The sequence below is a fragment of the Gilliamella sp. B3023 genome (assembly GCF_026536845.1).
In the GTDB taxonomy this organism is placed as follows: Bacteria; Pseudomonadota; Gammaproteobacteria; order Enterobacterales; family Orbaceae; genus Gilliamella; species Gilliamella apicola_E.
Genome location: NZ_JAFNNH010000003.1, coordinates 1 through 25,805 on the forward strand (window position 1 = coordinate 1; position 25,805 = coordinate 25,805).

Annotated in this window: 28 protein-coding genes and 1 other RNA gene; 14 read left to right on the forward strand and 15 right to left on the reverse strand. The window is 31.9% G+C overall.

All coding sequences use genetic code 11. The features are described 5' to 3' along the window. Nucleotides 1-219: 219 nt before the first annotated feature. Both J3U16_RS02355 and J3U16_RS02360 read right to left on the reverse strand, forming a co-directional pair. Entirely contained in the window at nucleotides 220-1,197 is a 978-nt protein-coding gene (locus J3U16_RS02355) for a hypothetical protein (protein WP_267337124.1), read from the reverse strand. A 109-nt stretch (nucleotides 1,198-1,306) separates the two neighbouring features. Continuing rightward, nucleotides 1,307-2,029: a hypothetical protein gene (locus J3U16_RS02360; protein ID WP_267337123.1), complete on the reverse strand. Its 723-nt coding sequence runs from the start codon at nucleotides 2,027-2,029 to the stop codon at nucleotides 1,307-1,309. A 150-nt stretch (nucleotides 2,030-2,179) separates the two neighbouring features. Here J3U16_RS02360 and J3U16_RS02365 point away from each other — a divergent pair, with 150 nt between their 5' ends. The 6 genes from J3U16_RS02365 to J3U16_RS02390 all read left to right on the forward strand — a co-directional run bounded on the left by J3U16_RS02365 (nucleotide 2,180) and on the right by J3U16_RS02390 (nucleotide 4,277). Beyond that, complete coding sequence (locus J3U16_RS02365; protein ID WP_267330408.1) at nucleotides 2,180-2,473, forward strand: polymorphic toxin-type HINT domain-containing protein; 294 nt, start codon at nucleotides 2,180-2,182, stop codon at nucleotides 2,471-2,473. An 88-nt stretch (nucleotides 2,474-2,561) separates the two neighbouring features. Beyond that, nucleotides 2,562-2,741: a hypothetical protein gene (locus J3U16_RS02370; RefSeq protein ID WP_416379934.1), complete on the forward strand. Its 180-nt coding sequence runs from the start codon at nucleotides 2,562-2,564 to the stop codon at nucleotides 2,739-2,741. Between the two features lie 15 nt (nucleotides 2,742-2,756). Then, nucleotides 2,757-3,194, forward strand: coding sequence for a hypothetical protein (locus J3U16_RS02375; protein WP_267330409.1), 438 nt, complete (start codon nucleotides 2,757-2,759; stop codon nucleotides 3,192-3,194). A gap of 144 nt (nucleotides 3,195-3,338) precedes the next feature. Next, nucleotides 3,339-3,623: a hypothetical protein gene (locus J3U16_RS02380; protein ID WP_267338804.1), complete on the forward strand. Its 285-nt coding sequence runs from the start codon at nucleotides 3,339-3,341 to the stop codon at nucleotides 3,621-3,623. 164 nt (nucleotides 3,624-3,787) lie between these two features. Continuing rightward, nucleotides 3,788-4,072, forward strand: coding sequence for a hypothetical protein (locus J3U16_RS02385; protein ID WP_267330411.1), 285 nt, complete (start codon nucleotides 3,788-3,790; stop codon nucleotides 4,070-4,072). Between the two features lie 31 nt (nucleotides 4,073-4,103). Continuing rightward, a complete protein-coding gene (locus J3U16_RS02390; protein ID WP_267337119.1) occupies nucleotides 4,104-4,277 on the forward strand; it encodes a hypothetical protein in 174 nt (57 codons plus the stop codon). A 150-nt stretch (nucleotides 4,278-4,427) separates the two neighbouring features. Here J3U16_RS02390 and J3U16_RS02395 read toward each other — a convergent pair whose 3' ends face one another. The 3 genes from J3U16_RS02395 to J3U16_RS02405 are packed head-to-tail and all read right to left on the reverse strand — an operon-like array spanning nucleotide 4,428 to nucleotide 5,899. Then, a complete protein-coding gene (locus tag J3U16_RS02395) occupies nucleotides 4,428-5,054 on the reverse strand; it encodes a hypothetical protein (RefSeq protein WP_267338805.1) in 627 nt (208 codons plus the stop codon). Between the two features lie 23 nt (nucleotides 5,055-5,077). Further along, nucleotides 5,078-5,614 carry a hypothetical protein gene (locus J3U16_RS02400; protein ID WP_267330414.1) on the reverse strand — a complete coding sequence of 179 codons (537 nt, stop codon included), beginning with the start codon at nucleotides 5,612-5,614 and terminating at the stop codon, nucleotides 5,078-5,080. Nucleotides 5,615-5,620: 6 nt separating this feature from the next. Further along, entirely contained in the window at nucleotides 5,621-5,899 is a 279-nt protein-coding gene (locus J3U16_RS02405; protein WP_065735141.1) for a hypothetical protein, read from the reverse strand. A 323-nt stretch (nucleotides 5,900-6,222) separates the two neighbouring features. Between J3U16_RS02405 and J3U16_RS02410 the strand changes: the two genes are divergently transcribed. After that, nucleotides 6,223-6,960 carry a carbonic anhydrase gene (locus J3U16_RS02410; protein ID WP_220225647.1) on the forward strand — a complete coding sequence of 246 codons (738 nt, stop codon included), beginning with the start codon at nucleotides 6,223-6,225 and terminating at the stop codon, nucleotides 6,958-6,960. Nucleotides 6,961-7,247: 287 nt separating this feature from the next. On the opposite strand, the gene J3U16_RS02415 is transcribed toward J3U16_RS02410, so the two are convergent. Beyond that, a complete protein-coding gene (locus J3U16_RS02415) occupies nucleotides 7,248-7,415 on the reverse strand; it encodes a hypothetical protein (protein ID WP_267330416.1) in 168 nt (55 codons plus the stop codon). A 144-nt stretch (nucleotides 7,416-7,559) separates the two neighbouring features. Here J3U16_RS02415 and J3U16_RS02420 point away from each other — a divergent pair, with 144 nt between their 5' ends. Together J3U16_RS02420 and J3U16_RS02425 are read left to right on the forward strand one after the other, a co-directional pair. Beyond that, nucleotides 7,560-8,468 (forward strand): DUF5655 domain-containing protein, encoded by a 909-nt coding sequence (locus J3U16_RS02420; RefSeq protein ID WP_267330417.1) that lies wholly within the window; start codon nucleotides 7,560-7,562, stop codon nucleotides 8,466-8,468. Nucleotides 8,469-8,502: 34 nt separating this feature from the next. Further along, nucleotides 8,503-9,183, forward strand: coding sequence for a hypothetical protein (locus J3U16_RS02425; RefSeq protein ID WP_267342454.1), 681 nt, complete (start codon nucleotides 8,503-8,505; stop codon nucleotides 9,181-9,183). A 230-nt stretch (nucleotides 9,184-9,413) separates the two neighbouring features. Here J3U16_RS02425 and J3U16_RS02430 read toward each other — a convergent pair whose 3' ends face one another. The 4 genes from J3U16_RS02430 to J3U16_RS02445 all read right to left on the reverse strand — a co-directional run bounded on the left by J3U16_RS02430 (nucleotide 9,414) and on the right by J3U16_RS02445 (nucleotide 14,423). Then, nucleotides 9,414-10,184, reverse strand: a complete 771-nt coding sequence (locus J3U16_RS02430) for an MAE_28990/MAE_18760 family HEPN-like nuclease (protein WP_267330419.1) — start codon at nucleotides 10,182-10,184, stop codon at nucleotides 9,414-9,416. Continuing rightward, complete coding sequence (locus J3U16_RS02435) at nucleotides 10,181-11,302, reverse strand: DUF262 domain-containing protein (RefSeq protein ID WP_267330420.1); 1,122 nt, start codon at nucleotides 11,300-11,302, stop codon at nucleotides 10,181-10,183. The genes J3U16_RS02430 and J3U16_RS02435 overlap by 4 nt, the downstream gene beginning before the upstream one ends. 11 nt (nucleotides 11,303-11,313) lie before the next feature. Then, on the reverse strand, nucleotides 11,314-13,818 hold the full coding sequence (locus J3U16_RS02440; RefSeq protein ID WP_267330421.1) for a BsuBI/PstI family type II restriction endonuclease: 2,505 nt from the start codon (nucleotides 13,816-13,818) through the stop codon (nucleotides 11,314-11,316). Nucleotides 13,819-14,177: 359 nt separating this feature from the next. Next, nucleotides 14,178-14,423 (reverse strand): helix-turn-helix domain-containing protein, encoded by a 246-nt coding sequence (locus J3U16_RS02445; RefSeq protein WP_267330422.1) that lies wholly within the window; start codon nucleotides 14,421-14,423, stop codon nucleotides 14,178-14,180. Between the two features lie 174 nt (nucleotides 14,424-14,597). Here J3U16_RS02445 and J3U16_RS02450 point away from each other — a divergent pair, with 174 nt between their 5' ends. The 3 genes from J3U16_RS02450 to J3U16_RS02460 are packed head-to-tail and all read left to right on the forward strand — an operon-like array spanning nucleotide 14,598 to nucleotide 15,361. Further along, on the forward strand, nucleotides 14,598-14,885 hold the full coding sequence (locus J3U16_RS02450) for a helix-turn-helix domain-containing protein (protein ID WP_065563680.1): 288 nt from the start codon (nucleotides 14,598-14,600) through the stop codon (nucleotides 14,883-14,885). A 5-nt stretch (nucleotides 14,886-14,890) separates the two neighbouring features. Then, nucleotides 14,891-15,118 carry a helix-turn-helix domain-containing protein gene (locus J3U16_RS02455; RefSeq protein ID WP_267330514.1) on the forward strand — a complete coding sequence of 76 codons (228 nt, stop codon included), beginning with the start codon at nucleotides 14,891-14,893 and terminating at the stop codon, nucleotides 15,116-15,118. 9 nt (nucleotides 15,119-15,127) lie between these two features. Then, nucleotides 15,128-15,361: a hypothetical protein gene (locus J3U16_RS02460; RefSeq protein ID WP_267342455.1), complete on the forward strand. Its 234-nt coding sequence runs from the start codon at nucleotides 15,128-15,130 to the stop codon at nucleotides 15,359-15,361. Between the two features lie 158 nt (nucleotides 15,362-15,519). Here the strand turns inward: J3U16_RS02460 and ssrA are convergent. The 3 genes from ssrA to J3U16_RS02475 all read right to left on the reverse strand — a co-directional run bounded on the left by ssrA (nucleotide 15,520) and on the right by J3U16_RS02475 (nucleotide 19,095). Continuing rightward, nucleotides 15,520-15,884: a transfer-messenger RNA gene (gene ssrA / locus J3U16_RS02465) on the reverse strand. Between the two features lie 274 nt (nucleotides 15,885-16,158). Further along, the gene (locus tag J3U16_RS02470; protein ID WP_081303387.1) at nucleotides 16,159-17,547 is read right to left on the reverse strand and encodes an MFS transporter; all 1,389 of its coding nucleotides are present in this window, start codon (nucleotides 17,545-17,547) and stop codon (nucleotides 16,159-16,161) included. 144 nt (nucleotides 17,548-17,691) lie between these two features. Continuing rightward, on the reverse strand, nucleotides 17,692-19,095 hold the full coding sequence (locus J3U16_RS02475) for a hypothetical protein (RefSeq protein ID WP_267342456.1): 1,404 nt from the start codon (nucleotides 19,093-19,095) through the stop codon (nucleotides 17,692-17,694). Between the two features lie 278 nt (nucleotides 19,096-19,373). Here J3U16_RS02475 and J3U16_RS02480 point away from each other — a divergent pair, with 278 nt between their 5' ends. Together J3U16_RS02480 and J3U16_RS02485 are read left to right on the forward strand one after the other, a co-directional pair. After that, the gene (locus tag J3U16_RS02480; protein WP_065734732.1) at nucleotides 19,374-20,360 is read left to right on the forward strand and encodes a LacI family DNA-binding transcriptional regulator; all 987 of its coding nucleotides are present in this window, start codon (nucleotides 19,374-19,376) and stop codon (nucleotides 20,358-20,360) included. 445 nt (nucleotides 20,361-20,805) lie between these two features. Then, nucleotides 20,806-21,702 carry a DMT family transporter gene (locus J3U16_RS02485; RefSeq protein ID WP_065734731.1) on the forward strand — a complete coding sequence of 299 codons (897 nt, stop codon included), beginning with the start codon at nucleotides 20,806-20,808 and terminating at the stop codon, nucleotides 21,700-21,702. A gap of 54 nt (nucleotides 21,703-21,756) precedes the next feature. Here J3U16_RS02485 and J3U16_RS02490 read toward each other — a convergent pair whose 3' ends face one another. Further along, nucleotides 21,757-23,037, reverse strand: a complete 1,281-nt coding sequence (locus tag J3U16_RS02490; protein ID WP_267342457.1) for a virulence factor family protein — start codon at nucleotides 23,035-23,037, stop codon at nucleotides 21,757-21,759. A 1-nt stretch (nucleotide 23,038) separates the two neighbouring features. Continuing rightward, entirely contained in the window at nucleotides 23,039-25,642 is a 2,604-nt protein-coding gene (gene mprF / locus J3U16_RS02495) for a bifunctional lysylphosphatidylglycerol flippase/synthetase MprF (RefSeq protein WP_267342459.1), read from the reverse strand. Nucleotides 25,643-25,805: the final 163 nt, after the last annotated feature.

The following is a 25,805-nucleotide window of genomic DNA, read 5'->3' on the forward strand; positions in this document are numbered from 1 at the left end:
TCAATTTATTATTTAGGGATATCATCATAAAAAACACTCTAGTTACATATCTTTTGTTATCGGACTCTTGTTATTAAATTTCAAAAAAACTAACGCCATTATAATGATTAGTTTTGAATGATTATTCTTTTTAATTTACTCATTTATATCGGTTTACTTACCACCGTTCATAATTATGAGAGTGATAAGCATAATAATCGTTTGTTTACTACACAACCTTTAATTCAATTCATCAATTTGTTTATCCACAAATTTGCGTTCGACAAGCTCACCGTCTTTATAGGTTTCTGTGTACAAAAGTTTGCCTTTTTTAGCAGAAGAATAGGGAACATAATAGGGAATAGAGCCGTCTTTTAACTTATATTCTAATTTATAAAACTTGCCTTCACCCTGTATTAACCCATTTTTATATTCGGCTTCAAAATATGAAGTACCAATTAAATGGTTTACTTTCTTCTCAATCCATAAACCTTCGCGAGTATGGTTTTTAACTAAACCTTGCTCTTGATTATCTTTATAGTTACCATTTTTAGGATAGTAACGAATAAATTTGCCTTCGTCATTTAGTTGATATTGATAAAACGGTGTTTGTGTTATTCCGTCCTCAGTAAAGGAATAGTCTCGGGTGGAAATGATCAGGTTTTCATCTATATAAAAAATTTTACCATCTGTAAAACCCATTTCTCCTGAGCGATTATAATAAATTCTTCTAGAATCAACCTGTACTCCATTTTTTAAGGATAACAGATATATAGATAGATTTAGATAACTGTTAGATTCTGATTTTTGTATTGCTAATTTTAAGATTTTATCGCCTTTTTTGAGGTATTTGAATGAAATAATAAAAGGTATCGCTTCTTCTTTATATAAATTATATCTGCTAAAAACCTCATCAGAATCTGAATATTCTATTTTAAAAAGTTTAGGATTATAATTTACGGTTTCCTCACAACCAAGTAAGGAACAAAAGCTATCCCTACTTCCATATCTATGAACAAAATTATTGTACAACTCTGCAATTGAATCTTCGTTTTTTGCTTTATGGAGTATTGCCCGCTGCCCTAATGGTGGTGATATAAGTGCACCTGACAAATCTTTTGCTGTGTCGGGAGTGGCAGGTGTATAAGTTATTATCGGTTGCCCATACGAACAACCCAACCATAGAGTCAATGTAAGTAAAATAATTATTTTATGCATAGATATTAGGGATTTCTCCAAAGTTATAAATAGATAAATGAATATTATATACGGTATGTATTTTATTTCTATTTAGTTAAACTAATACAATCCGCATAATCACTCATTTTTATTCAGGAACAAAATCACTAATATTATTAAAGACGATATGATAACCATCACCCATGTTTAACTTTATTTTTTTATAGGTAAATTCAACAAACAGGCTTTGTAATGAGTGAAAATCACGCTCTTTTTTAGATAAAAACTTTTTTGCATATTCAATATACTCAGGGCAACAATCCTTATATTTTTCTGGGTTATCGATTATTTCATTCTGATAGAACTGTTTTTGAACCAAATAAGACTCTTTTCGGATCTCATCAAAATATCTTTCATGGCAAATGGCTTCTAGCTGTGGTGTAGTTTTAATCGCTGTTGATAAAATAAATTTACCTTTATTGTTATGTAGCAGTATATCTTCTTTAAAAGAAAATGGTAAAAATACATTTCCCCTATCAATATCATCAATTAAGTTTTGAGAAACCGCATATTCTATTTCACCAGTTAATAGGAAATCTTGATCCTTGTTATCTATAAATTCTATTTGGAGATCATCTATACCCAGATACAGCTTTTTAATGATAAAAAGCGTCTTACCTTTTTGTACCAGTGAAAAGTCTTCAGGGTTTAATCCTTTTAATGCTAATTTTTTACTGCCTAACTGAATTAAAACAGGATCATGGTCTAACACAATGACTTTGCTAGAGTTTATGCTTGTTTTTTCCTCTTTATGCGCATAAGCACAAGAAGTCAAAAAGCTAATGAGTAAAAGTATAGCTATCGTTTTCATTATTTTCCTAATTAAATAGTAGTATGTATAAAATCTATATTAAATCCCCAATGTTCATGATCATAATGATTTTGAACACCTGAGTTTACACCGGAAAACTCTACCAAACTTGTCGAAACGCCTATTCACACGCAGTAAGGTATTAGAAAAATGGAACAAATTCGCGAGGGCGATCTGGTTTGGTCGCAGCACGAAACCATTGAAACCACCGCCGCCCCCCCTTTTTACACCAAAGAAGGCTGGAAAGACGCCGCCGACCTTACCAAACAATACCACATACAAACCAAAAATAAAAAATGGTATTGTGTAAAAGGACAAAATTTTCTTTATACTAAGAAAAAAGTCTATAATTTTGAAGTTGAAGATTGGCATACCTACTTTGTCGGCAAACTCGCTTACCCGGTAAAAACAGCAAAATCGGCAGGGAGGTATTTGAAAGGATGATGCAAGGATTAGAAAGGCAGGAAATCAGCGAATTAAAGAATTTTGGGATAAACATTCTAATAAGTGGAGAAATATAAAAGATGCGGATATGTCCCATATAGAAGATGCCGTAAGTTGGTGGAACAGAGAAGGACGAAAATTTGGCCCCAAAAGCAAAGAAGTACGCGAATGGATGCTTGATAGTAATAATTATGAATTAGAATATTATAAAATTAACCGCAGCAGGGGTGGAAAGCTAAACGAAACGTATAAACCTCCGCTAAAATAAAAACAGAGATAAAATATGGCAAGTATAGAATTACCGGAAGAACTACAAAGTAAAATTAATACATTAGTTTTAAAAGCAAGAGATAGCATACAAAAGAAACACTATTCAGAATTTATCAAATTTCAATATGAAAAGTGGGATCTATTACCTGAACCTAAAAGTCAATGGGAAGAAAGTTATAGAATAGCAAAAACAATGATTACATTTTTCATAAAATATAATATTAATTTTTCAGAAGCTAAAAAATGGTTAATGACGTTAAAAAAACTAGATGATATCCAAAAACAACATCCAGGTGAATTTTTTTTAATGAAAGGTAAAATTGAATATGAGGAAAAAAAATATGATGAAGCTTTTGAATCTTTTTCTATTGCTTTTACAAAATCAGAAGGTCATTGTTTTGGACAAGAAGATAAAATTTATCAAGAGTTTTATTTAGAATACAAGAAGTAGTAACAAATATACCTACAAACCTCCGCTGAAATAAAATATCGATTTTTTAAAAATTTTTCCTTAAAAGAAGTTCGTAAATTAAAAAATATAAATATTTATGTCGATGTGGGATGTGATGCTTTTACATTCTATGAAAATGACGAAATGAACGAGCAACTTCAATCCATATTCGGAAGCAATTATAAAAACTATGTTACTGTTGCCAAAACAGAATTTTCAGAAAACGAAAGAATTAATGCCGATTATTTATCAATTAAATCTAGTAAAATATTGGGATATCCTCAACCAGAAGACTTAGATGGAAATGATGAATTGGAAAAATTTCCTTTTAATGTTTTTCCTTATTTAAATAACGTATTTGAAATAACAAAAAAAGTGAAAATTTTGGAATTATTAGAGGAAAGCAAATTGGAAGTATCTCATTATTAAGCGAACCTAAATGGAATAAAAAAGGTATAGGAACAATATATTGGCTTGAAGATACATTTTTTACTACACCTTCAATTTATGAAAATATATTTAAACCACTAAATATACAAAGCAAAAGTGTAATTGGGTATGGTAATCAAAAACCTCTAGTTACAGTAGTTCAATTGTTACCACAAGGAATATCCTCATCTAAATTAAATATAAATGATAATAATATAGATGAGAAAACACATATCCCAGAGTGGGAAATTACTAGGTTTCATTTAAACAATAAAGGATTTTTTCCGTCTTTTGAAAATCATCCTGGAAATTTTGATTTTTTTGTATCTCAAGAAAATTTTGGTTCCGGTCATGCAAATTATAAAGAAGTCTTTGTATCGCAAAAGCTATATCAACTTTTAAAAAATAATAATATAAAAGGACTAGATTATTACCCAATAAAGAAGTAATAAACCGAAAATTCCACCGTTAGGGAAAGTAATGGAGAAAACCGTGAAAAATTATATTGATAATACTGCAAAATATTCCAACGCAAAACTAAACGGAGCAGAACTTTCAGAAGAAATTTTCCTTCAAGTTCAAAATATGAAAGGAGTTTTCCAAAAAGTATTAGACTATGCCAAAAAGAAAAACGTGACTATTATTTTTTGCTAGTTCAGCTTTTAAGTAAAATATTTTCAGACTTAAAAGCATAGCAATGAATAAGAACAACATTATCCAGTAAACATTTTTGTGGTTGTTTTGATGATGTGTTTCTCATTTAATTCATTACATGGATTAGAAATATGTGATATCTCTTTCCTCTTATTCTTTCCAATTAAATTTTTCACCCGACTGTTTTTTTTGTAAACACTCTTCAGTAGTATATTGTTGTGGGCAGGCAAAGCAGTCTTTTGTATTTTCATTGGTAAAATTTAAATCATCAGGGATTTTTATGATGCCATTTATTGGTTTTATCTCTTGACTTAAGCAGATCAAATTTGCATTTGTATTATCATAATCATCTTTTGCTATTTCAAATTTATAAGATATACGATCCCAACCAGTTTGTTTGAAAATTTCCAACTTATTATTTCTTTCTCGAATAAATAGCTCATAGGCGCTAACACCAATTCTGTTTTGTATTTCGACAATGACATAATCCAATTTATTTATCAAAGAAATTTCAAATACTTGATCATAGGTATTTAGATAATCTATAAAAAAAACTTCGGATTGCAAAATTAATTTCTGTGAAAAAACATTGAAAATATCTAAAATATAAGTATTTCCGAAATTATCTTTAATAATGGGTGACTTTGTATTAGCTGTTTCATTTATATTCTTTTTTTCATTAATGAAACCAACTTCCGAATTTTCGTTATTTGATTGTTTATTACTACAACTACATAGTAATACTATAATAAAAAAGTAACTTATTTTATTTTTCATCACGTTATCCATCTTATTAAGTATCATATTTCATCGATACTTTTTATATCATTAATCGCCAGTAAATTATATCTAGCTCCGTTTGAATAAACCTTTAATAAAAATGCGTTATTTCGTGTTCGTATATTTGTTTTACTACAATATTTTGTAATTATTTCATGGTTAGTAACGGTTAAGTAAAGATTTGCATTATCTTGTTTAAAGTTAAATGCAGTGGGTTCTGTATTATTTTTTTTATATTGATAATAAAGGATAAATTTGAGTTTTTTAGGTAAAAAACCATCCATTTTTTCTTCATCATATATATAGTTTCCTTTCCCACAATAATCAGATAATGTTGCTTCAAATTGCACATTATCCACTTGTATAGAATCTATATTGTTAGGTATAGCATATATATTTGATAATGAGATTTTTTCACCATTTATTAGGGTGAGGGAATTACTAAGAATGAAGTTTACTTCTTCTGATTCTATATTTTTTTTAATGGCGTTAGACACATTTCCTTTGCTGCAATTAGCGATAAAGGGAACAAGTAAACAGAGAGCTATTATTTTCATTTTCTTTTAGATTTTCTTATTTGGGATACTATATATTTTTTTATATCCGGTTGGTGAAAAATAAGTATTTCTTTTATTAGCTACACCTTCAACTTTATATTTTTTGCATATAAAATACAATTTATTTTCATTGAAGGCACCTACGTTTTTATTTCCAATAGCATTATCATAAAATAATAAATATTTTCTAGCTGAATCATTCCTCATTCTCACTATTACAATAAAATGATCGGTGGTTTCATCCTTAATAGGAGAGCTAGGGTGATTATTAACTCGGTATTTCATTTTTAATTGAATCTTTACTTCATAAATACATGCATCAAGCTAAAACTATTTACCTTTTGGGTTTAGCCATACATTTTTCCAGTATTATTTTCATCTACAATTTTGATATTTTGATAAGACTTGCTCATTTTGATGAAATAAAATAAGAATATCTGCACTATCAATCACACTTAATTTATTGAAAATTAGCGGGAATAATACAAGAAGTATGTTCAAGGCTTTTTATTTAGATTTCGAGGCAAAAAAATATATTTTATTGAGACATCTTTATAAATGAGGTATAAAATTTATACACTGAAATTTAATTCTCATTGAAGGCAAACATGAAACGTAACGCAATTATCGCAATGTTTATGCTAGCAAGCTTATCTTGCGCCGCAGCAGAACATCACCCACATTGGGGGTATGAAGGACAGGAAAAACCAGAAAACTGGGGAAAACTTTCACCGGAATATTCAACTTGTGAAAATGGTAAAAATCAATCGCCAATCAATATTGATCATGTATTAAAAACAGAACATAGCAAGCTTAAACTTACTTTTGAAGCCGGTCAGCAAAATATTATTAACAACGGCCATACTATTGAGATCGATGTTTCCGGAAATAACCAATTAGAAATAGACGATGAAATATTCACATTACAACAATTTCATTTCCATACACCGAGTGAAAACACCATTAAAGGTAAATATTTTCCAATGGCAGCACACTTTGTTTATAAAAACAAAGATAATGAATTGGCCGTAATCGCATTAATGTTTAATAAAGGTGAGACTAATTCAGAATTAGCAAAAGCATGGCAACAAATGCCCACAGAATCAGGAAAAAGCGCCATTTTAGCAAACGCCGTTGATATTAAAGCGTTATTCCCAAAGGAATTGAATTATTACCGTTTTAGCGGATCGTTAACAACACCTCCATGTACAGAAGGGGTAAGATGGATCGTGTTACAGCAACAATCCCAAGCTTCAGCAGAACAAATCGAAAAATTCCACTCGATCATGCACCATGATAATAATCGCCCAATTCAGCCATTACATGGACGGGTTATTGTTGATTAAAAAAGATTGGGGGGGTTTTAGGGGAAGCGATCACTAAAGCTTCTTTAAAATATATCTGTGCAAGATAGTTGTTTATAAAATAAATAAAAGTTTGTTTTTGTAACAAAAGAATGATTATTCGTTGAATTTTGAAAAAAAACGAAGTTGAGCGGTTTTTAAATAACTAACTAAAATCTAACTAAATCAGCAAAATTTTAACTGAATGTTAATCTTTAACTGTGAAGTACCAAATAAATTACCTGTTGCTATTGAATTTGAGTCAGACATCTCTAATGTTTAAGTCCAAATTAAAATTTTTTTAAATTAGCAAATCCTGAGGTTGTTTGTGTATTATTAAGAGTAACACGAAGATTTATCTTAGATCCTTTAATTTCACCTTGGTAGTAACGAGCATAATCTCCACCATTTTCTTTATTTTCATGGATTGTAATAATTACCACTCCACAATCAGACATGTTGCTATAAAATCTTGCAAGATAAAGGCCATTTTTTATTATTTTGTTTCCTGCTTTAATATATATAATATTTTTATGGATAATGCAAAAAAACATGGAATCGTTTATTCTATGAAAAGTGATGTAATTGATTAGGATGTAATAATGCAAATTTTCGGAAATAAAAATCAAAAATTGACTATCTTAAAAGAAAAGCCGTTCAAACTAGAAAAAGAGATCCAGTCATTATTTGAACATAATTTAGATATTATTGGTAATTTAACCTTTGTAAAATCTGAATTTAAAATTAAAGATTATCGCATCGATACCTTGGCTTATGATACCGAAGCAAATGCGTTTGTCATTATTGAATATAAACGTGAACGTAATTTTAGTGTTATCGATCAGGGTGTGACCTACCTAAATCTTATGCTGGATTATCAGGCTGATTTTATTGTCGAGTATAATGAATCTTGCCAAGCGAATTTAAAACGTCATCAAATTGATTGGTCGCAAAGTAAAATTATTTTTGTTTCTCCTGCGTTTACTGACTATCAAAAACAATCGACTAACTTTAAAGATTTAGCCATAGAACTATGGGAAATTAAACGGTTTGATAATGACTTAATTTCGATTAACCCAATCAAACGTTCTAAGTCAGCGCCAAGTATTAAACAAGTACAACATACTAAAGATTCGGCATTAGATAAAGTAACTAAAGCGTTAGTTGTTTATGATGAAGATTATCATTTGAATGATAAATCAGATGATGTTCTAGAGCTATATGAAAGCTTTAAGAATGCTATTTTGGCGTTATCGACAGATCTAGAAATTTCACCTAAAAAACTTTATATTGCATTTAAACAAGGTAAAAATAATATTGTCTCTATACACTTACAAAATAAATCATTAAAAATCTGGATTAATGCTAAAAAAGGCAATCTTGACGATCCTAAAAAATTAACAAAAGACGTTTCTAATGTTGGTCATTGGGCGACGGGTGATTATGAGTTGACGGTAACTGATACTAAGAATTTAGAATATATTATGAGTTTGGTAAAGCAGGTGTTGTAAGAAGCTACGCTCTACATGAGGAATAATAAATAGTATGTGGAACAAAATAAGTGATTATTTAAATAGAAATAGTTTTTTTAACATGCCACTAAAACTATTTTGGTGTTTTGTAATACTTTATCTGTTAGCAAATCAATATTATGTTATTGCTGGAATTATCTTTTATATTCCCACTATTATTTATATTGTTACTCATTATCAACAATTATTATCACGTATAAAAAAATGGTGGAAACTTTTACTTAGTTTTGGTGTTTTATTTTTTTTTGCTCGCATTTATGCCGAGAAATCATTAAGCTATATCTATGACATCAATCCTGAGTATTTAAATTACTCTGTTAGTATATATGCTACTTTAGTTGCATTGTGCATAGGTGTCATCTTAATTTTTCTATTCTATTTTATTCCTTATCAAATAAAATCTTCATGGTGGGGATTTCTTAATTTTTACACTACAAAGGATAGAAAAAAGACACAATCAATTGAGTTTTGCTTTGCACCATTTGTGATGATAGGAATGTTTAGTATCATTCTTCCATTATTTTATGTTGCCGATGAATTGAGGGATTATTATATTATCGCTGATGCTTTTCCTATTTCTGACTGTGGTGAGAAACGTAAGGATATTGTTTATATCAGGAAAAACAGTGCTGAATGTTATTCAATTAAGTTAACGATTCCACCAGTATTTAATACCATAGAAACAAAGAAATAAACTTGACTATAAATAATAAATAACCGTCTTTATTGATATTTATGGTTTGTAAGTAGAATGCTTATTCTTAATTAATTGATTTTAATTAACTTTTAAAATTTTAATCCTGTTTTTTAAATCTATTTCATGTCATGTTTCTGGTGAGGAATAGACATGCTCTCACGTAATTAATTATGGATATTATTTATTTGCTAGTCAATAAATTTAGAATGTTTTATCATTGCATCTAATTATCTCTTGTATCGACTTTCAATATTATGAAATGTACTTTCAAGCGCAGCTTCCCGCTCTCTTTGATAAGTTTCTACTTGATTTAATTTTATATGCAAAAAATACTCTTTTTCAACATATTCGATTAATTCATCCTTAAAATTGTCTATAATTGACAAAACAATATCTCTAAGTTTTTTTATTTCTTCAAGTTCCAATGAAAAATCTTCATCTTCCTTTTCTATATACTTCCCGCCATGTGCAATTAAATTTCTATTTTTTAATAAGTGAGCATTAATGTGGTTTTCTTTCAATTGTAGAGGTGGTTTATATTTTAGACCGATGATAGCGTGAATATTCTTTAATCTTTTAGGTGTTAGATTTCCAGCTGTATCAATAATGGAAGAGTCATGGTCATTATCAACATCAATGTCAACGTTAAAGTTAATGTTTTCTAATTTTTCTAATTTATTGATAATAGTTATTTCATTTTGGAGAGTCAGGTGCTCATTATTTTCAATACACTGTGCAATCATTTTTTTCAATGAAACAGCTTTGAAGTTCTGCGTTAATTCGCTAATTCTTTTTTTTGATTCAGCAATATATTTGAGATAAATTTTACTGCTTTTTTTTATATAACCTTCCCAATGAGCATATAATAGTAGGATAATTGATTTTAATATAGCTTTATTATCCTCATGCCCTTCTGCGATTAGAATAAGTGATGATAGTTCTTTTTTACGCCAAGCTAAATCTTCCTCAAGATAATTGGTAAATTGCTCACATTTCATTTAAAAAATTCTCTAGAAAACTTGATCATACCTTGAATCCTTGGAAGCGCTTTTTTGCCTCGAGTAGATAAGTTGATAAAAGCCTCATCCTGATATAGTGACTGTATTTTATTTATAAATTGTTCTTCTGAAAGATTTTCCAATTTATCAATATTTAATGCAACACCACTAACTATGGCTTCAAAACTTGAAACATTAAATGGCCCTTCAAATTCATTTTTTGTTACGTTGAATTTTCTGAAAGCATTTTCTTTTAATCTACTGTACATCAAGTCAAAAACTCTTTTAAATATAATTATTTCGTTATCGATATTAAAATCAGGGTTATTTATTAAGTTTATTGTCTCTTCATCAATAAAATCACTCAAAAGAGCAGTACTCATTTTGTATTTACGAAAATCTATATGATTAAACTTTGATATAAAATATCTAAGAATTAATTCAGTATGGTATTCTATAGAGGATTTACTTTCATGAATATTTAAAGAACCTGTAAATGAACTGTACCCTTTTATTTGTTCTAATTTTTCATAGAAATCTTCATTTAGCATCATAATTAGACAATTTCTAATTTCTTGTGGTTCTAAGTGTAGTCCCCCAGTATTTAATCGTTGGAATAGTTCATATTGTGCTTGAATACTATTCTCAGTTAGAATTATATTGAAGTTCAATTTGGAACGCTTAATAATTCTTTTAATATCTTCAGATAAAGTAAACCAAGTTAATCCTTCAATTGATGGTAGTTTTTTGGTTGAGGTTAAGATTAATGGGGTTATAAGTTCACCTTGTTCGTTCTTTAGCTCTCCAACCAATTGTAAAATTGTAGAAAGTCTTTGTAAGCCATCGACCACACTCCACTCTGCATTTTGTTGTTGTGCAACAAAGATTGGAGGTAAAGGGATTCCTAAAATAATTGATTCAATAAATTTCGATTTATGTTCATTGTCCCAACGAAAAAGTCTTTGATAAGCCGGTTTAAGCTCAATATCACCGTCATGATATAAATTGATAATTTCACCTATAGACATACTTAAATTATCTGTTTTTACTTCCTTGCGAGCTATTTGGACCTCTTCCGTTAAGAGCTCATTTTGCTTTTTTATTTGTTGTTCAGGCATATAATTCCCTTTTATTGATTATGAGGACCTAAAAATCTATCACCATTAAAATGAATCATGTGTGTAGGTGCTTCAGCAACCCATACTTCTGTTTCCCACGAAATTTCACTTAAATATCTACCCATAATTTTTCTATCAGGGAAAGCTGTAACATAAACTAAACCTGCTATAGATTTCTTAAATAAGTGAGCTAATTCTTCATGTCTTTTACCATCAACAGGACCATGAGATGTAACTGATTCTACAAGAATTAGCCAATTTTTCTTTGGCCAATAGAGCACGACATCAGGCAGTTTGCCTTTTCTATTAACAACTACACCAAGTTTTTCTAAATTATTTTTTCTAAAAAAGTTTTCTTTTGCGCCTGTATCGCCCAAATAAATAACTTGTGCACCTGGAATAAATCTAGGACCAAATTCAACAACAATATCGTGTATTAATTGGCTATGTTTACCCGGACTTAATTTCACCTCAGTACCATCATCTAAAGTAAGAGGAATCATCTTCATATCTCTTTGCTTTGCATATTTGGAGATTAATGTTTCTTTATTTTTTAACCAACTATCTAATTGCTTTTCCCAATCAGGGGTTCCGTATGTTTTTAAAACATTAAATAATTCTTCAGTGATCTGATAGCAAGCTTTGGGACTATTCACCGCACGGCTAGGATCATCTGGATTATATAAACATAAGCCACCACTCACAAACTGATGTAAGGTTTGTCGGCGAAAAGTTTCACGAGTATTTGGAGCATACTCTTTTCCATATACACTCTTACACCAATCCATTATTGGTGTGACGCCTTTCATTGGGCACTCTATTTCTTCCCATGTTTTTTCACTGTGAAGATTTAATAATGCTAATAAAGTAAGTGCGGAGCGTTCATTTTGTTGAGTCCTTGGCAGCCCTAATAACTTTATAATTTCAAGGGCATTATCTATTTTTTCTTGCATTAGCAAAACATTGTTATCTTTCTTTCCTGTCATATTATAAATTTCCGTTTCTATTAAATTATCGATATCTTGCTGAGACAAATTGGTATTCTTTATTTGAGAACCAATTCTATAGAGACTATCTAAGTCGGGATATATAATATTACGCAAGTCTGTTGCATTAACTTGAGTATGCCCACCAAATAATCTATAGAATTTATCTAGTAATGTTGAGTTCAAATATACATACAGACCAAAAGCAAGTTCTTTATTTATTCCTTTTTTATTAAAATGAAATACATTTAATTTATTATCAAATCCAATCATTTCTGTTTTAATACTACCATCATATATAGAAGCAACAATTCTATGTTTTTCTTCTTTACTACTGAATCGTCGAACAACTACATAATAGCCATCATTTTTCCAAAGGTATGGCTTTGATTTATCGGAAACCATTATTGCATTAGGCTTTTTTGATTTTTTAGGCCATTCAACTGTGTTTTTAAGATGTATTGGATAGATTAAAGGAACACTATTTTTTTCGGGATTTTCTCTAAGTTCTTCTCGCAATCTGAAATCAACAACAGCTCCAGTACTAACAGAAATATTCAAATCGTTTAAACAGCTATTAAATGTTTTTATATGATTGAGAGTATTTTGATCTCTATCATTTGCAGTAATATAAATGAATTTATGCTTGTCATTTGAATGTATAACCGTATTAAACTCTACTTCTCTAATTGTCATATCAGGAACAGTTAATGTCTTACTTTCTTCATCTATGCTAAAGTCAGAATTAGGACTAGAAGTGATTGTAACATTTCCTTGTTCCGCCCCTTTAATTAAATGAATAATAATATTTTCTTGTAATACTCCATCTTCTGAAAAAGCATTGTTCCTTTTTTCAAAAATATGAATATGCTTTATGGCAGTTTCATTTAATATTTGTTCTCTCAAGGATTTATAGTAAGGGCCATTACAAAATGAACGCGGAATAATTGCAACTAGCTCACCATATTTTTTTAATCTTTTTATGGCTATTGAAATAAAACCGGAATACAAATTAATACTATTGAGATTTATCTCAGTAAGTAATTTACTTTGCTCGCTATTTTTGTTTATTTTCTTATACGGTGGATTCATGATTACATGTGAATAAGATTCAATTTCTACTGAATTATTTTTATTATTGATAAACAGATCTCGCGAATGGCGAATAAAATCGCCTAAAATAAATTGAGCTTGTAATTTAACGCCCAGTTTATTTGCTTTTTTTTCACAAATATTAATTGTTTGTAATACCTCTTTCTTAATGTTACTTTCAATATCATAAGCATCGATTTTTAAGGATGAAGTTTTACCTCTTCTGAAACATTCATTAATAAAAGCTGCGGATAAAATACAAGAACCACATCCGGGATCCAGTAAAGTTATATTAGATTCCAATTTACTAAATAGTGAAGACATAAATAATGCGATAGGTGCAGACGTAAAAAACTGCCCTAGTTCTCCTTTTTTTGTGCTTACAAGCTTTTTACCGGCCGAAATTCTTATCGAATCTACTTCATCAATAAATATCATTTATAATTTTACAGTATATGAGGATTTAATATGAATATAATACCATAAGAATAGCTAGGAATAATGTTATAACTAAATTCTATCTATCTTTCAGATATTAAACATAAAAATATTCATTTCCTCAAATAAACCCTAACAACATTAATCCGCTTATTTATAAAATCTACGCTAATTATCTACCGAGCCTATTGATCTTGTTTTACTACTAGGTATTAGCTATTTATTAGTTAATCCCCTTGCTTTCGGTGATTTCCAACCAGTAAACGTTTTTTATCGTGTAAAGAGTAAGCGTGCCTTAAGCCATGCATTTTATTGCCCCCGACTTTTTAGTATTGTCCGTAATAGATATTAAATTGTTTCTATTCACATTTTTTAATTCGCAATGCCCGAATTTTCTTTTTATAACGAGAGGGCCAAATCCGTTTAGCCTCTACACCTAATGCATTGGCAATAATCAGCTCGCCTTTTGTCCATGGACGTACAAGTGCGTTGGCCAGTGTTGAAGGTGCATAGCCAGATTGTCTAGATAACGCAGATAGCGTTGTTCCTTTCTTTTTCATTGCTGCAATAATATCGGCAGGATGCCAGTCCTTTTTGCTATTCATAATACCTCCTAAAATCATAAATTACATGAATTATTAATGTAAAGCTTTAATTATGATTAAATTAAAATCAAAATTCAAGTTATACATGATTTATTAAAGCATTCCATTACGAAATTCAAATCGAAGAAGAGGATAATTATTAATCAAAACTATATAAAATGAGCAGCAATAATCATGATTGGTAAGCGATTAAAAATAGCTAGAATTAATGCAGATCTGACACAAACTGAACTTGGAGTGAAAGCAGGGTTAGACGAAGAATCAGCAAGTTCCCGCATTAGTTCTTATGAAAATGAAGTTCATTCACCTGATTTTACTCTTGTAAAACGTCTCGCAAAAGTTCTTGATGTACCTAGCGCTTATTTTTATGCTGAAGATGATGAATTAGCCGATTTTATTATTCAATATAACAAGCTAAAAAAACAAAAGCCTAATGCGTTTGTGAGTTTAACGGCTTCATAATTGTGATGACATCCATTTATTTAGAACAATATAGGCTTGTTATTCATACACTGAAAGAAGTAAGAATTAAGCAAAACATAACCCAAGAAAAACTAGCACAAGCATTAAATCGGCCACAATCTTTTATTGCCAAGGTTGAAAGTGGAGAACGCCAATTAGATGTGGTGGAGTTTGTGCATATTGCTCGATTACTATCAATTAACCCTGAAACTGTCGTTAAAAAGATTAAATAAAAGACTTATATGTTAATTAAAATAGAAAGTTTTTATGGAGATTCATTACTCTCTGGCTTAGTGTCATCTGTTGCACAATTAAAACACCGAGTGATGGCGGTATTAGCCGATTGTGACTTAGGCGATTTTATATCTATTTTCTGTGCTCGTTATGGTTATTATATTTATCCATATGATGAACGCATTCAAGTAGATTATGTGGTTGATCTCGATATTTATAAGGTATATAAACCAATTTATTAAAATATGAGAGGTTTATATTATGTTTCTATTGCTAGACTAAATTGAGCTGATGAGCTAATGTGTGAAGCTTTCGATGAACGATGAAATTAAATGATTTTAAAGTATAAAAAATGAAACACTGTCTTAATACTTTTTATGAACGTTTTTGGAAAAATTGTTGGTGGAGCTGGCGGGAGTTGAACCCGCGTCCGAAATCTCTACATCCTTGGTACTACATGCGTAGTTTGTCTTTGAATTTCGCCTACCTGCTGCGGACAAACACGCTACCGATAGACTAGCTTGATTAAGTTTAATGCTTCCGCCCCAAGCAAGGCTTCCACACGATCTCGTTTGGGTTTGACTCCTCTTTATCCCCGTCCTACGAGCGGAGGCTAGGGAGAGAAGGCTCTATGCAGGTTATTAAGCTGCTAGTGCGTAGTTTTCGTCGTTTGCGACTATTTTTTTGCGGTTTATTTACGAGGCCTACCGCACCTCGGCATGCACCTTGGGTTTCGCAAATCCCGTCGAATCCAGAATCAGCCCCAATTGTGGTATAAGTAATATTAGGGCATTATAGGTGAATTCAAGTAGTAATACAAGTTAACCTATTTCTGGATTTATCTATCTTTCCATTGGTCTTGCAGGTTTTAAAATAGCGATATTAATGGTATGCTTTTTTTGTTTTCTCTGAATTGAATAGTTAATATCAAATAGTGAAAACTGTATATTATTTTGATTTAGGATTGTTTTTAAATATTTAGCCAATCGATGAAGTAGAGGGAATAATAACAGATTTATCAATCCCTCCGTTTAGCTGGTTAATAGACATTATGTGTTCTTTGAGCTAGTTCTTTGATGATATCAGGATAAATTTTTTCTAAGGTATAAAACCGTAATAATATAATGGTGATTGCGCTTAATACTAAGGGTGCATAAATAAATAATACTTGTAAAGTAGTTAATACACTTTCAGGTTGATTAGCAATATCTGTCGCAATATATCCTGCCATTCCTAATATCCAACCAATTCCTCCGGAAGCAATACCACTGCCTAATATCGCGCTAAAGCTCCCTCCACTATAGACTAGTCCATCATTTCTAATGCCAAATTTCCATTCGCCATAATCGATGGTATTGGCTAGCATAGAATATGCATTTCCCATAATAGGTGCAAAACCTGCTCCTCGTAAGATAGTTCCAATTATTGCAATATAGGTATCATGAGGTGCAATTGCCATGATAATACTACCTAATATAATGGTTGCCATACCAACAATTATAAATGTTAAACGGCTCATTATTTTTAAAATATAAGCTGAGCACATTAATACTACAACTAACGGTAGTGCAAAAGCCATATTGATTAAACCGATAAGTTGGCTATCGGCCAAAAGATATTTTGCGTAGTAAACACCCACACCATTGATTAGTCCTAAAATACTAAAACTTACTAACATGGTGAAGAACATTGTGACCCAATACTTATTTGCTAAAAGAGTTTTTAATGAAACACCAAGTGATGGCGCATTGTACTTAAATTGGTTAATTGGTTTAATCCGCTCTTTAGTATTAAAAAAAGTATAGAAAAAGGTAAAAATTAAAATTGCGGCATAAATTATCATGGTAAACTGCCAACCGCGTTCACCTCCACCAAAAAATTCGACTAAAGGTAGTGTAATATACGGAATGATTAACATGCTTGCAAAATAGCAAAGCATACGATAAGTATTTAATCGACTGCGTTGGTAAGAGTTTTGGGTCATTAATGCTGCTAGCGTGCCATAAGGGATATTGCTTGAAGTGTAAATAATCCAATGTATATTGAGCGTAATGGCAGCAAAAATTAATAATGCAAATTCACTCCAATTTTCTGGTGCACTAAATACCATTATCAAAGATAAACCAAATGGAATTGTCGACCATAAAATCCATGCTCTAGCTTTGCCATGTTTGCTTTTTGTTCTATCAACAATAAAACCCATAACGACATTAATCACAGCATCAAAAACACGTGAAAATAGTAGTACAGCTCCTAGTAAAGTAGCTGAAACTCCCACAATATCGGTATAATAGTAAAGCGCAAAGGTTCCAACGGTAACACCCGAAAAGCCTGTTGCAAAATCACCTAGTCCATAAGCGAGTTTTTCTTTAAATGAGATGTCATGGTCAGCCATATGACCATTGTTATCAATTACTGTTGTATTCATTATGATATCTCCAATGAATTTTCCATATTTAAATTACTGAAGATAATCGCCTATCTAAATTAAGGCTTTGATCATAAATAGTTGATGAAAGCCTTGATCATGATGATCATCTAACCTGATAGTTAAGTGACCTGATAGGCACGATTACCATTTTTCTGGAAAACATCCTTCATTTGAAAAAGAATTATTTTTACAGCTTAAAGTTCCATCACTGACGGCGATTGCCAAGCTATTTCCTAATTGATCATAACCACGAACGTTTAGCGCAGTACCATCTATGTATAAAGTAAATAGCGTATCATCAGCGATAATCTGTAACTCATATTCACGATCCGCTTCAAGATGAATAGGGCGCTCTAAACCTTTATTCATCACGCGATACCAAGGATAACAAGGGGTTTTATCGAAAGTTAATCGGTTATCAACAAGCGAAAAAATAAAATCATATGATTCGCCAGTATGTTTATCTTTCATCAAACGGATGGAAAAATCTCGAGTACCTTTACTGAATTTAACTGTCGTTGAAAAACGGAATGTTTTGCCTGTATTTTCAATTAATAATTGTTCTTGACGTGCGTAAGGAGAATTAATTGAAAAATCATCAATTTTTTGGGGATGAATAAAAGCATTCCATAAACTATCCACTACTTTTACACCAAGTGTATGATCAGCTTTTTGATAAACTTCATGAGGTACAAAAGTTCCTGCCCATTGGAAATTTTTTAAATCATCATTATCTTCTTTTGTTGGTACCCAACCAAAAAGAATACGACGTTTACCGTCAAAAGCGGTTCTTGCTGCATAGTAAGCTCGCCCATCAAAGGCATCGTCGTTAGGGGTGATCCATGGACCTTCTAAAGATTGGCTCATGACGTAGCGAGTTTTACTTTGATCGCTATATTCGGTATAAATCAAATACCACCAATTTCCAATTTTGAATAAGTCAGGCATTTCAATCATGGTATATTTACCCGCTACCCAAAAATCACCTTGGAATTGCCAATTTTTTAAATCTTTTGATGTAAAAGCAACAACTCGACCAGATTGTTCTGTTTTCGGTCCTTTTAATCTTGCGCCTAGAATCAATAAATATTCTTGCTTTTCATCATTCCAAATTACCCAGGGATCTCGCCAATCACTAATGTCATAACCAGGTTGTGGTGTTAGTGTTATAAGTTGCGAGGATTTATGCCATGTTTTAAAATCGTCGCTCCAAGCATGTAATAATACTTGTGATGTTTTTCCCTCTTTCTCCCAATTGCGGTTGTAACCTGTATAAAAAGCATGTCCTTTACCTTTTGCTTCGAAGACACATCCAGCATAGATAAATTGATCGACATCTTGTTCACCACCTTTTTTAATAGAATCTCCCAAATTTTGGTAATTAACAAAATCAGTCGTAGTGGCAAGTGACCATCCAAACGGTTCACCAAAAGGGCAAGGGTTGCGATTGTCGCGTTGATCATAAAGATAAAAAACCCCGTCTTTTCCAAATGGCATAATATCGCCAACCCAGAAGCCTTTTGGTTGATAATGTAATTTTTGCATTTTTTACTCCTTTTATTTATATGTGAATAAATGACATTTCTTTGTCATTCACTTTTGAATAATTTATTTCATTTCATGTCAACCGCGTTCATATGTCAACCGCGTCCACAATTAGAATGCAAAATTTGTGAGGGATATCACTTATTCCGAAGTGATTTTGTGATGAATGTCACTAAAAAATTTGATCTTAAAATTACAAATCAACTGAATGATTTACGTCATTATAAAAAGCATTATAATTATCTCGTTATAATATTAATGATAGTTAAAGGATGATTATGAAATTAAGCAGAGATGATGTTGCTAAACTAGCGGGTGTTTCCGCTACTACTGTTTCACGGGTATTAAATAATCGTGGATATATTAGTGCAACAACTCGTCAACGTGTGCAAGAAGCAATGGAAACGTTGGGATACTATCCTAATGAATTAGCACGTTCATTATCAAATAATAAAAGTAATTTAATAGGCTTGATTTTTCCAAGTTTAACTAATCCATTCCAAATGGAATTAATCAGTTATTTAGAAAGAATATTATCTCGCCAAGGTTATAAAATATTAATTTGCAACAGTCATCATAATCAAGAAGAGGAAAAAAATTTTTTATCGATGCTAAGGCGTCATCAGGTTGAAGGAGTCATAGTTAACTCTATGAATGAAAATTTAGCTGATTACCTAATACCCGATCTGAATATCGTCTCGATAGATCGAAAAATAAATGAAAAAATACCTGTTATTTCATGTGACAACTATGCAGGAGGACTTCTAGCTAGCCAACATTTAATAAAAAATGGTTGTAAGAAAATTCTTTATATTGGTTCGATTACAAATGATAAACAAGTTGATATGGATGCTAATAAACGGTATCAAGCTTACAAAGATAGCATTCAAGTTGCAGGTCTTAAGTCAATTACACTTGATATGGATTTTTCAATTAGTTATGAAGAAAAATATCAGTTAATTAAAAAACGGTTACAGTCCCAAACTATTGATGGAGTATTAGCTGATGATTCATCAGCGATTGCAACAATTAATGCTGCGCGAGATTGTGGATTATCTTTACCTTCGCAATTACAAGTAGTTGGATTTGATGGTGCTGAATTAACTCTACAACATATGCCGTTTTTAACTACAATCCGTCAACCAATTCTACAAATTGCCCAAAATGCAGTATCGATACTGTTAGCAATGATTAATGGTGAACCCTATCAAAGCATAACTAATTTACCAATTAGCTTGTATCAAGGTTATGATAATTCATTTTAAGTGATTTTATATATAAAAAAATTCAACAAATAAATATTTATAAATCAATCGCATACAATAATTTATATAAAAACTTTAAATTTTTTTGAAATTATTTGGAACTTTTTATGATTTAGTCTGTCTATATATTCAGATTACGTTAATTCATTTTTTGCCTTCCACTCAATTTTTGAGTGGATTTTTTTTATCTACTGCTTTTACTAATTCAATTGCACGCTTTTCTAATATTCAAATAATCTACCTAAATAATTGATGTATGGAAACATATTGAAAAAAGATTAGCAGCAAGTTAATCTAGCCGATCTTAAATTTCTATTAAAATAGTGATATTTTTATCATGACCAAGCCTTTTTCCTATATTTTTATTTTTTGTATGTCCAATCTGACAACCAAATGATAGGGAAATGATTAACATATAAATAGTAGATGGAGAGTAAGAACTTAAATGCTATTTTCATTGAGGACAAGAGGGCATCTGATTGCTTTGATGACAGTGTTTCTTTGGGGAACCACTTTTATTGCCACCAAAGTATTGTTAATCGATTTTAAACCTATTGAAATCTTATTTTACCGGTTTGGGTTGGGTTATTTAACGCTTTGGATTTTAGCGCCACGGATCTTTGCTTGGCAAGGTTTAAAGCAAGAGTTAATGTTTTTGTGTGCCGGGTTTTGTGGTGTAACCTGTTATTTTTTATGTGAGAATATTGCCTTAACTTATACCACTGCCTCAAACGTAGGGGTGATTACCACATTAGCACCCGTGTTTACCGCACTTTTATCAATCTTCTTTTTAAAAACTGAACGGCCAGCTAAGCGATTTTATATCGGGTGTTTGTTTGCAATCTTCGGCGTTGGATTAATAAGTTTGAATGGTAAATTTGTACTGTCACTTAATCCATTGGGTGATCTGCTTGCGGTAGGTGCCTGCTTGTTTTGGGCATGTTATTCAATTTTGACTAAAAAATGCAGTCATTATGGATACAATACGATTTTATTAACACGACGCTTCTTTTTTTATGGTTTAGTGATGATGTTACCAGCGTTGTATCTGTTTGATTTCAAATGGGGACTGGAGCGCTTCACGCACACGGCTAATCTTTTTAATATTCTATTCTTAGGCGTAGGGGCTTCGGCTATCTGTTTTGCTTCCTGGAATTATGCGGTGAAATTAGTTGGTGCAGTAAAAATTAGTATCTATCTGTATTTAGTTCCAATTTTAACCATTATTGCTGCAGTCGTTATTTTAAATGAGCCTTTTACTTGGATCGCGGCTATCGGTACGTTATCAACCCTCATTGGGGTATTGTTATCAGAAGGAAAAATCAGAATCAGCAAGCATTGATCTTATAAATCAGGTGAATCACTAAAAGGGGCTATTGCCCCTTTTTTGCTTATTTTAAGGTGTTATGCGTTTATCGATCGCTTCCATAATGATTTGACCGAGATGCGTATAGTTTTCATCAAAATGGTGACCACCAGGTAATTTATAAGCCTCTCCTTTCATCTCTGGCTGTAGACAACCGGTATCTTCTTTTTCTTCTTCACCATAGATGCAAAATAATTTATTTGCTGGAATCTGATTTACTTCCGGCGCGGTTTTCATTTCATCGCCAGATTGACCAAGCCAGCCACTTACTTCTATTTCGAAATTAGCGTCTTTTGAAAAGGCAATCATAATTAAAGCTTGTACACTTTCTTGATCGTCTTTGGATAATCGATTGTATAGTGCAGGTAAGATATCACCACCAAATGAATAACCAGCTAAAATAAATTTATTAACGCCCCATTTATCCCGATATTCTTGCATTAAATGAGTAAGATCTTTAGCACTACGTTCAACGGAACGATGTTGCCAAAATAGTTTTAGTGCATCGACACCAACGACAGAATAACCATGAGAAGCCATATACTCTGCCGAAACCTTGTCTAAATCTCGCCAACCGCCATCACCTGAATAATAAAAAGTAACACTATTGGGATGCGATTGTTTACCTTTAGCGGGTAATTCTATTACTGGTAATGATTCATGCTCACCAAATAAAATAGATGGTAAATGTAAACTTAACAGTTCAATTGGTGATGCTTGATATTCGCCAATTTTGGTGGTTACTTTAATCTGCTTTTGTTGTCGAGGAAAAATGGCAACTTGTTCATCTGGTGGATTATTCCAAATTACTTGCCATTCTCCATGGTTTGCCTGAGCGGGTAAAGGTGCATCACAATCTTTATGATCTAATGTAAATTCAATCGATAAAGCTTTGGCATCATCATTTTGTTGGGTTAACCACCGATAAGCAAAGGCGGCACCTTCTTGCATACCAGCAACAACAAACTTATCTTCATTTAAGACTTTCTGTGCTTGCTCAAAACGAGTTTGCTGCTTTGCACAACTTCCTTGCGGTTCTAATTCAAACTGTACTAATTTAGCACCTGTTGATTCAGATAAACTTAATAATTGATCAGCCGTAAAATGATTATCTTTAGTGGCAACAATTATAGCAGCAGCCTCAGCTGATTGTTTTGGGGTAGCCGATAAGATAGAAAAGTTTTGATTAATGGCTATGGTATTTACAGAAGCGGTTCGTTGGTTTTTATAAAAATACCAACCTACGACTATGCAAACTGCAATGAATACTAAAATCATAAAGAATAAAATATAACGTATGATATTTTTCATCTTATTTGTTCTTATTGTGAGTTAAATTCGTTTTACCGCCAGAAATTAACATAGTGGTGTCAATCAAGGCGACCAAAGGATCAAGTCCATTGGGAACCGCCATATAACGTGGTTCCCAATGAGTAGCAAATTTTTCTTTAAAGCGACGTAAACCTTGGAAGTTATAAAAACGTCCACCACGTCGAAAAACTAACGCCCCTAAGCGTTGGATCATTGGCGCACCACGTCGCCTTTGCATACCCGCAAGCGGGACCATCCCTAAACTAAAGTACTGATAGCCTTTTTCCTGATAATGTAGAATCAATCCTACCATCAAAAATTCCATAGTGGATTTAGGAATATCTTGTAAAACTCGCATTAAATCAATGGTTGCACTGTAGTTTTGATTGGTTTCAAGTAAATTCACAAAAGCAATAATTTTGCCTTGGTATTCAATAACTGCAATGGTGAAATTATCTAAATAAGATTTGGAAAAAGCGCCTAACGAAAATTTCTTTTCTTTTGAGTGTTTATTTTTTAACCATGCATCCGAGACTATTTTTAGCTCATCAAGCGGTGCAGTACCTGGTGGATAAAATTTTAAACTAAGTCCATCACGTTGCCCGCGATTCCAAGTATATCGAAGATCTTTATAACCTTTTGATGTTAAATCAAATTCATTTAAATTAACTAACGCTTCTTCACCAAGTTTGACCACTCTAAGCCCTATATCCATATAGAATGGTAAATTGTTTGCTCTAACTTGGTAAAAAACTGGGCGTAAATGGTGTTGATCACAAAGATCCCTAAATTCCCATATTAAATCTGCGCGCGCACTATCATTACCAATCGGATCATAAAGCGCAACCATACTTCTTCCTCGCCTTGCATACATGATAAAAGCGGTTTTTGATTGATTGAAAAGTAATGATTTATCACCACTCATCACTAATCCGCCTTCAGGTTGCTTCGAGTTGAGGATGATTTGATGAGCTTCGCTCAATTCTTCTTTAGTGGGAATGGTTAAGATGGGTAATGCCGGTTTGAAAGACCAAAATAACATCACACCACTTAATAATATAAAACTCCCTAATGCTGCACGCAAGGCTCGAGGAACACGGCTATCTAATTCAAATTGCCACCATAAATTGTGACTATAAGGAATATCTTGATAAATAAATAAAATTAGCCAAACAAATAGGATAAGTAAGCCAAAAGTGATCACAAAGGATTTTAACGAAAAAGGCAAAATACTTAGTCGGCTTTTACGATAAAAGGCGTGTCTAAAATAGAACAATGATATTGCTATCGATAATAAAGTAAAGGCTTCAATCCAATGTAAACCTCTTAATAATGAGCAGATACTACCTAATATCAACAAGATAACGGACAATCCCCAAGCAGAATAAAGTCGGCGACGTAATCCCATCGCTAGTAATAAACATAAAACACCAATTAAGCTGGCAGTTAAATGGGCAAAATTGACGATTTTGTTAGGAATGAAGGTGTTGACAAAATGATGATTGAATCCAGGGATGACACTTGAAAACATCATCACTACGCCAGCAAAGAATACCGAGGCGGCCATAATTGTTGCAGCAATGCCAGTATCGGTTTCTTTTACTTGTGGAACAGAAAGAAAGTTTTTACCTTCATTAATTAACAGCAAAATTCCTGCGGGAATGAGTGGTAATATAATATAAATTAATCGATAAATAACTAAAGCAATAGTTAATGATGCCGCACCAATTTGAGATGAAAAAGCGGCTAATATAATTGCTTCAAATATACCAACCCCTCCCGGAACATGACTAAGCACCCCTGCTACTAAAGCGAGAATATAAATCATGATAAAAACAATAAAATTTGGCTTATTCGGTAATAAGAAATAGAGGATCGCACCAGCTAAAATAGCATCTAGTAAGGTAATTAAAAATTGACTACTAGCTAAACGCCAGTTAGGTAAACGGATTTTCCAATGAAAAAATTGGTATAAACGCGTATCTTTATTAGGTTTTTCAGACAATCGATGAGCATGTAAAAATAATAATACACCGGCATAAATGATAAATACTGCACTACATATTAACTCGATACTGATTGCTGAAGTATGTAGTGCTATCGTGGTTTTTTCAATATGAATTAGTGCCGCGATTGATGCTAATAAAGGTAAGGTAAAGCCTAATGAAAGAGTAACAAAAATTGACATCCTTGCTACATCTATAGTGGTTAATCCATATTTGAAATAGAGCCGACAACGAATGGCGCCACCTGATAATGCTGATAATCCGACAGCATTACCAATCGCCGAAGCACAAATACCGCCGACCGCAATTGTTGATAATTTTAGCTCAACGCCTGCATAACGTGCAGCTGACCATTCATAGCAGATAAGCATAATATAACTAGCTATTGCTGATAAAAACGAAAGTAAAATTGCATGGTAAGGGAGTTGATGTAGAGCTGACCTTAAATCATTAATATTGATGGTTTTTAATAAATGCCAACACACTATCAGTGCAATACAAAAAATAGATAGTCCAAATAGTAGAGCGATGAATTGACGATATCGAGTGAAGCATTCTATAAGTTGCCATGGCAAAACTTTACGTGTTGATATTTTCACTTAATCAACTCCAGTTAGTTGCACTGATTATGAATTTTGATTAGCGCATTCTACCTCTCGGAATTAGTGAAAACAATCGAAAGAAATTAAAAAAAATATAAAAAAAACATTAAATACTAGGCATTTTTTAGTAAATGAGGCCAAACAGTCATTAATTATGATA

Bases quoted from the DNA above. Each gene is read 5' to 3' on its own strand.
- J3U16_RS02375 (WP_267330409.1), top strand. From the start codon at position 2,757: ATGGCAAGTATAGAATTACCGGAAGAACTACAAAGTAAAATTAATACA.
- J3U16_RS02490 (WP_267342457.1), bottom strand. From the start codon at position 23,037: ATGAAAAATATCATACGTTATATTTTATTCTTTATGATTTTAGTATTC.
- J3U16_RS02425 (WP_267342454.1), top strand. From the start codon at position 8,503: ATGTGGAACAAAATAAGTGATTATTTAAATAGAAATAGTTTTTTTAAC.
- J3U16_RS02420 (WP_267330417.1), top strand. From the start codon at position 7,560: ATGCAAATTTTCGGAAATAAAAATCAAAAATTGACTATCTTAAAAGAA.
- J3U16_RS02400 (WP_267330414.1), bottom strand. From the start codon at position 5,614: ATGAAAATAATAGCTCTCTGTTTACTTGTTCCCTTTATCGCTAATTGC.
- J3U16_RS02455 (WP_267330514.1), top strand. From the start codon at position 14,891: ATGACATCCATTTATTTAGAACAATATAGGCTTGTTATTCATACACTG.
- J3U16_RS02410 (WP_220225647.1), top strand. From the start codon at position 6,223: ATGAAACGTAACGCAATTATCGCAATGTTTATGCTAGCAAGCTTATCT.
- J3U16_RS02445 (WP_267330422.1), bottom strand. From the start codon at position 14,423: ATGAATAGCAAAAAGGACTGGCATCCTGCCGATATTATTGCAGCAATG.
- J3U16_RS02415 (WP_267330416.1), bottom strand. From the start codon at position 7,415: ATGTCTGATTGTGGAGTGGTAATTATTACAATCCATGAAAATAAAGAA.
- J3U16_RS02430 (WP_267330419.1), bottom strand. From the start codon at position 10,184: ATGAAATGTGAGCAATTTACCAATTATCTTGAGGAAGATTTAGCTTGG.
- J3U16_RS02470 (WP_081303387.1), bottom strand. From the start codon at position 17,547: ATGAATACAACAGTAATTGATAACAATGGTCATATGGCTGACCATGAC.
- J3U16_RS02440 (WP_267330421.1), bottom strand. From the start codon at position 13,818: ATGATATTTATTGATGAAGTAGATTCGATAAGAATTTCGGCCGGTAAA.
- J3U16_RS02395 (WP_267338805.1), bottom strand. From the start codon at position 5,054: ATGAAAAATAAAATAAGTTACTTTTTTATTATAGTATTACTATGTAGT.
- J3U16_RS02450 (WP_065563680.1), top strand. From the start codon at position 14,598: ATGATTGGTAAGCGATTAAAAATAGCTAGAATTAATGCAGATCTGACA.
- J3U16_RS02360 (WP_267337123.1), bottom strand. From the start codon at position 2,029: ATGAAAACGATAGCTATACTTTTACTCATTAGCTTTTTGACTTCTTGT.
- J3U16_RS02460 (WP_267342455.1), top strand. From the start codon at position 15,128: ATGTTAATTAAAATAGAAAGTTTTTATGGAGATTCATTACTCTCTGGC.
- J3U16_RS02370 (WP_416379934.1), top strand. From the start codon at position 2,562: ATGTCCCATATAGAAGATGCCGTAAGTTGGTGGAACAGAGAAGGACGA.
- J3U16_RS02485 (WP_065734731.1), top strand. From the start codon at position 20,806: ATGCTATTTTCATTGAGGACAAGAGGGCATCTGATTGCTTTGATGACA.
- J3U16_RS02480 (WP_065734732.1), top strand. From the start codon at position 19,374: ATGAAATTAAGCAGAGATGATGTTGCTAAACTAGCGGGTGTTTCCGCT.
- J3U16_RS02390 (WP_267337119.1), top strand. From the start codon at position 4,104: ATGGAGAAAACCGTGAAAAATTATATTGATAATACTGCAAAATATTCC.
- J3U16_RS02405 (WP_065735141.1), bottom strand. From the start codon at position 5,899: ATGAAATACCGAGTTAATAATCACCCTAGCTCTCCTATTAAGGATGAA.
- J3U16_RS02435 (WP_267330420.1), bottom strand. From the start codon at position 11,302: ATGCCTGAACAACAAATAAAAAAGCAAAATGAGCTCTTAACGGAAGAG.
- J3U16_RS02365 (WP_267330408.1), top strand. From the start codon at position 2,180: ATGGAACAAATTCGCGAGGGCGATCTGGTTTGGTCGCAGCACGAAACC.
- J3U16_RS02355 (WP_267337124.1), bottom strand. From the start codon at position 1,197: ATGCATAAAATAATTATTTTACTTACATTGACTCTATGGTTGGGTTGT.
- J3U16_RS02380 (WP_267338804.1), top strand. From the start codon at position 3,339: ATGAACGAGCAACTTCAATCCATATTCGGAAGCAATTATAAAAACTAT.
- J3U16_RS02475 (WP_267342456.1), bottom strand. From the start codon at position 19,095: ATGCAAAAATTACATTATCAACCAAAAGGCTTCTGGGTTGGCGATATT.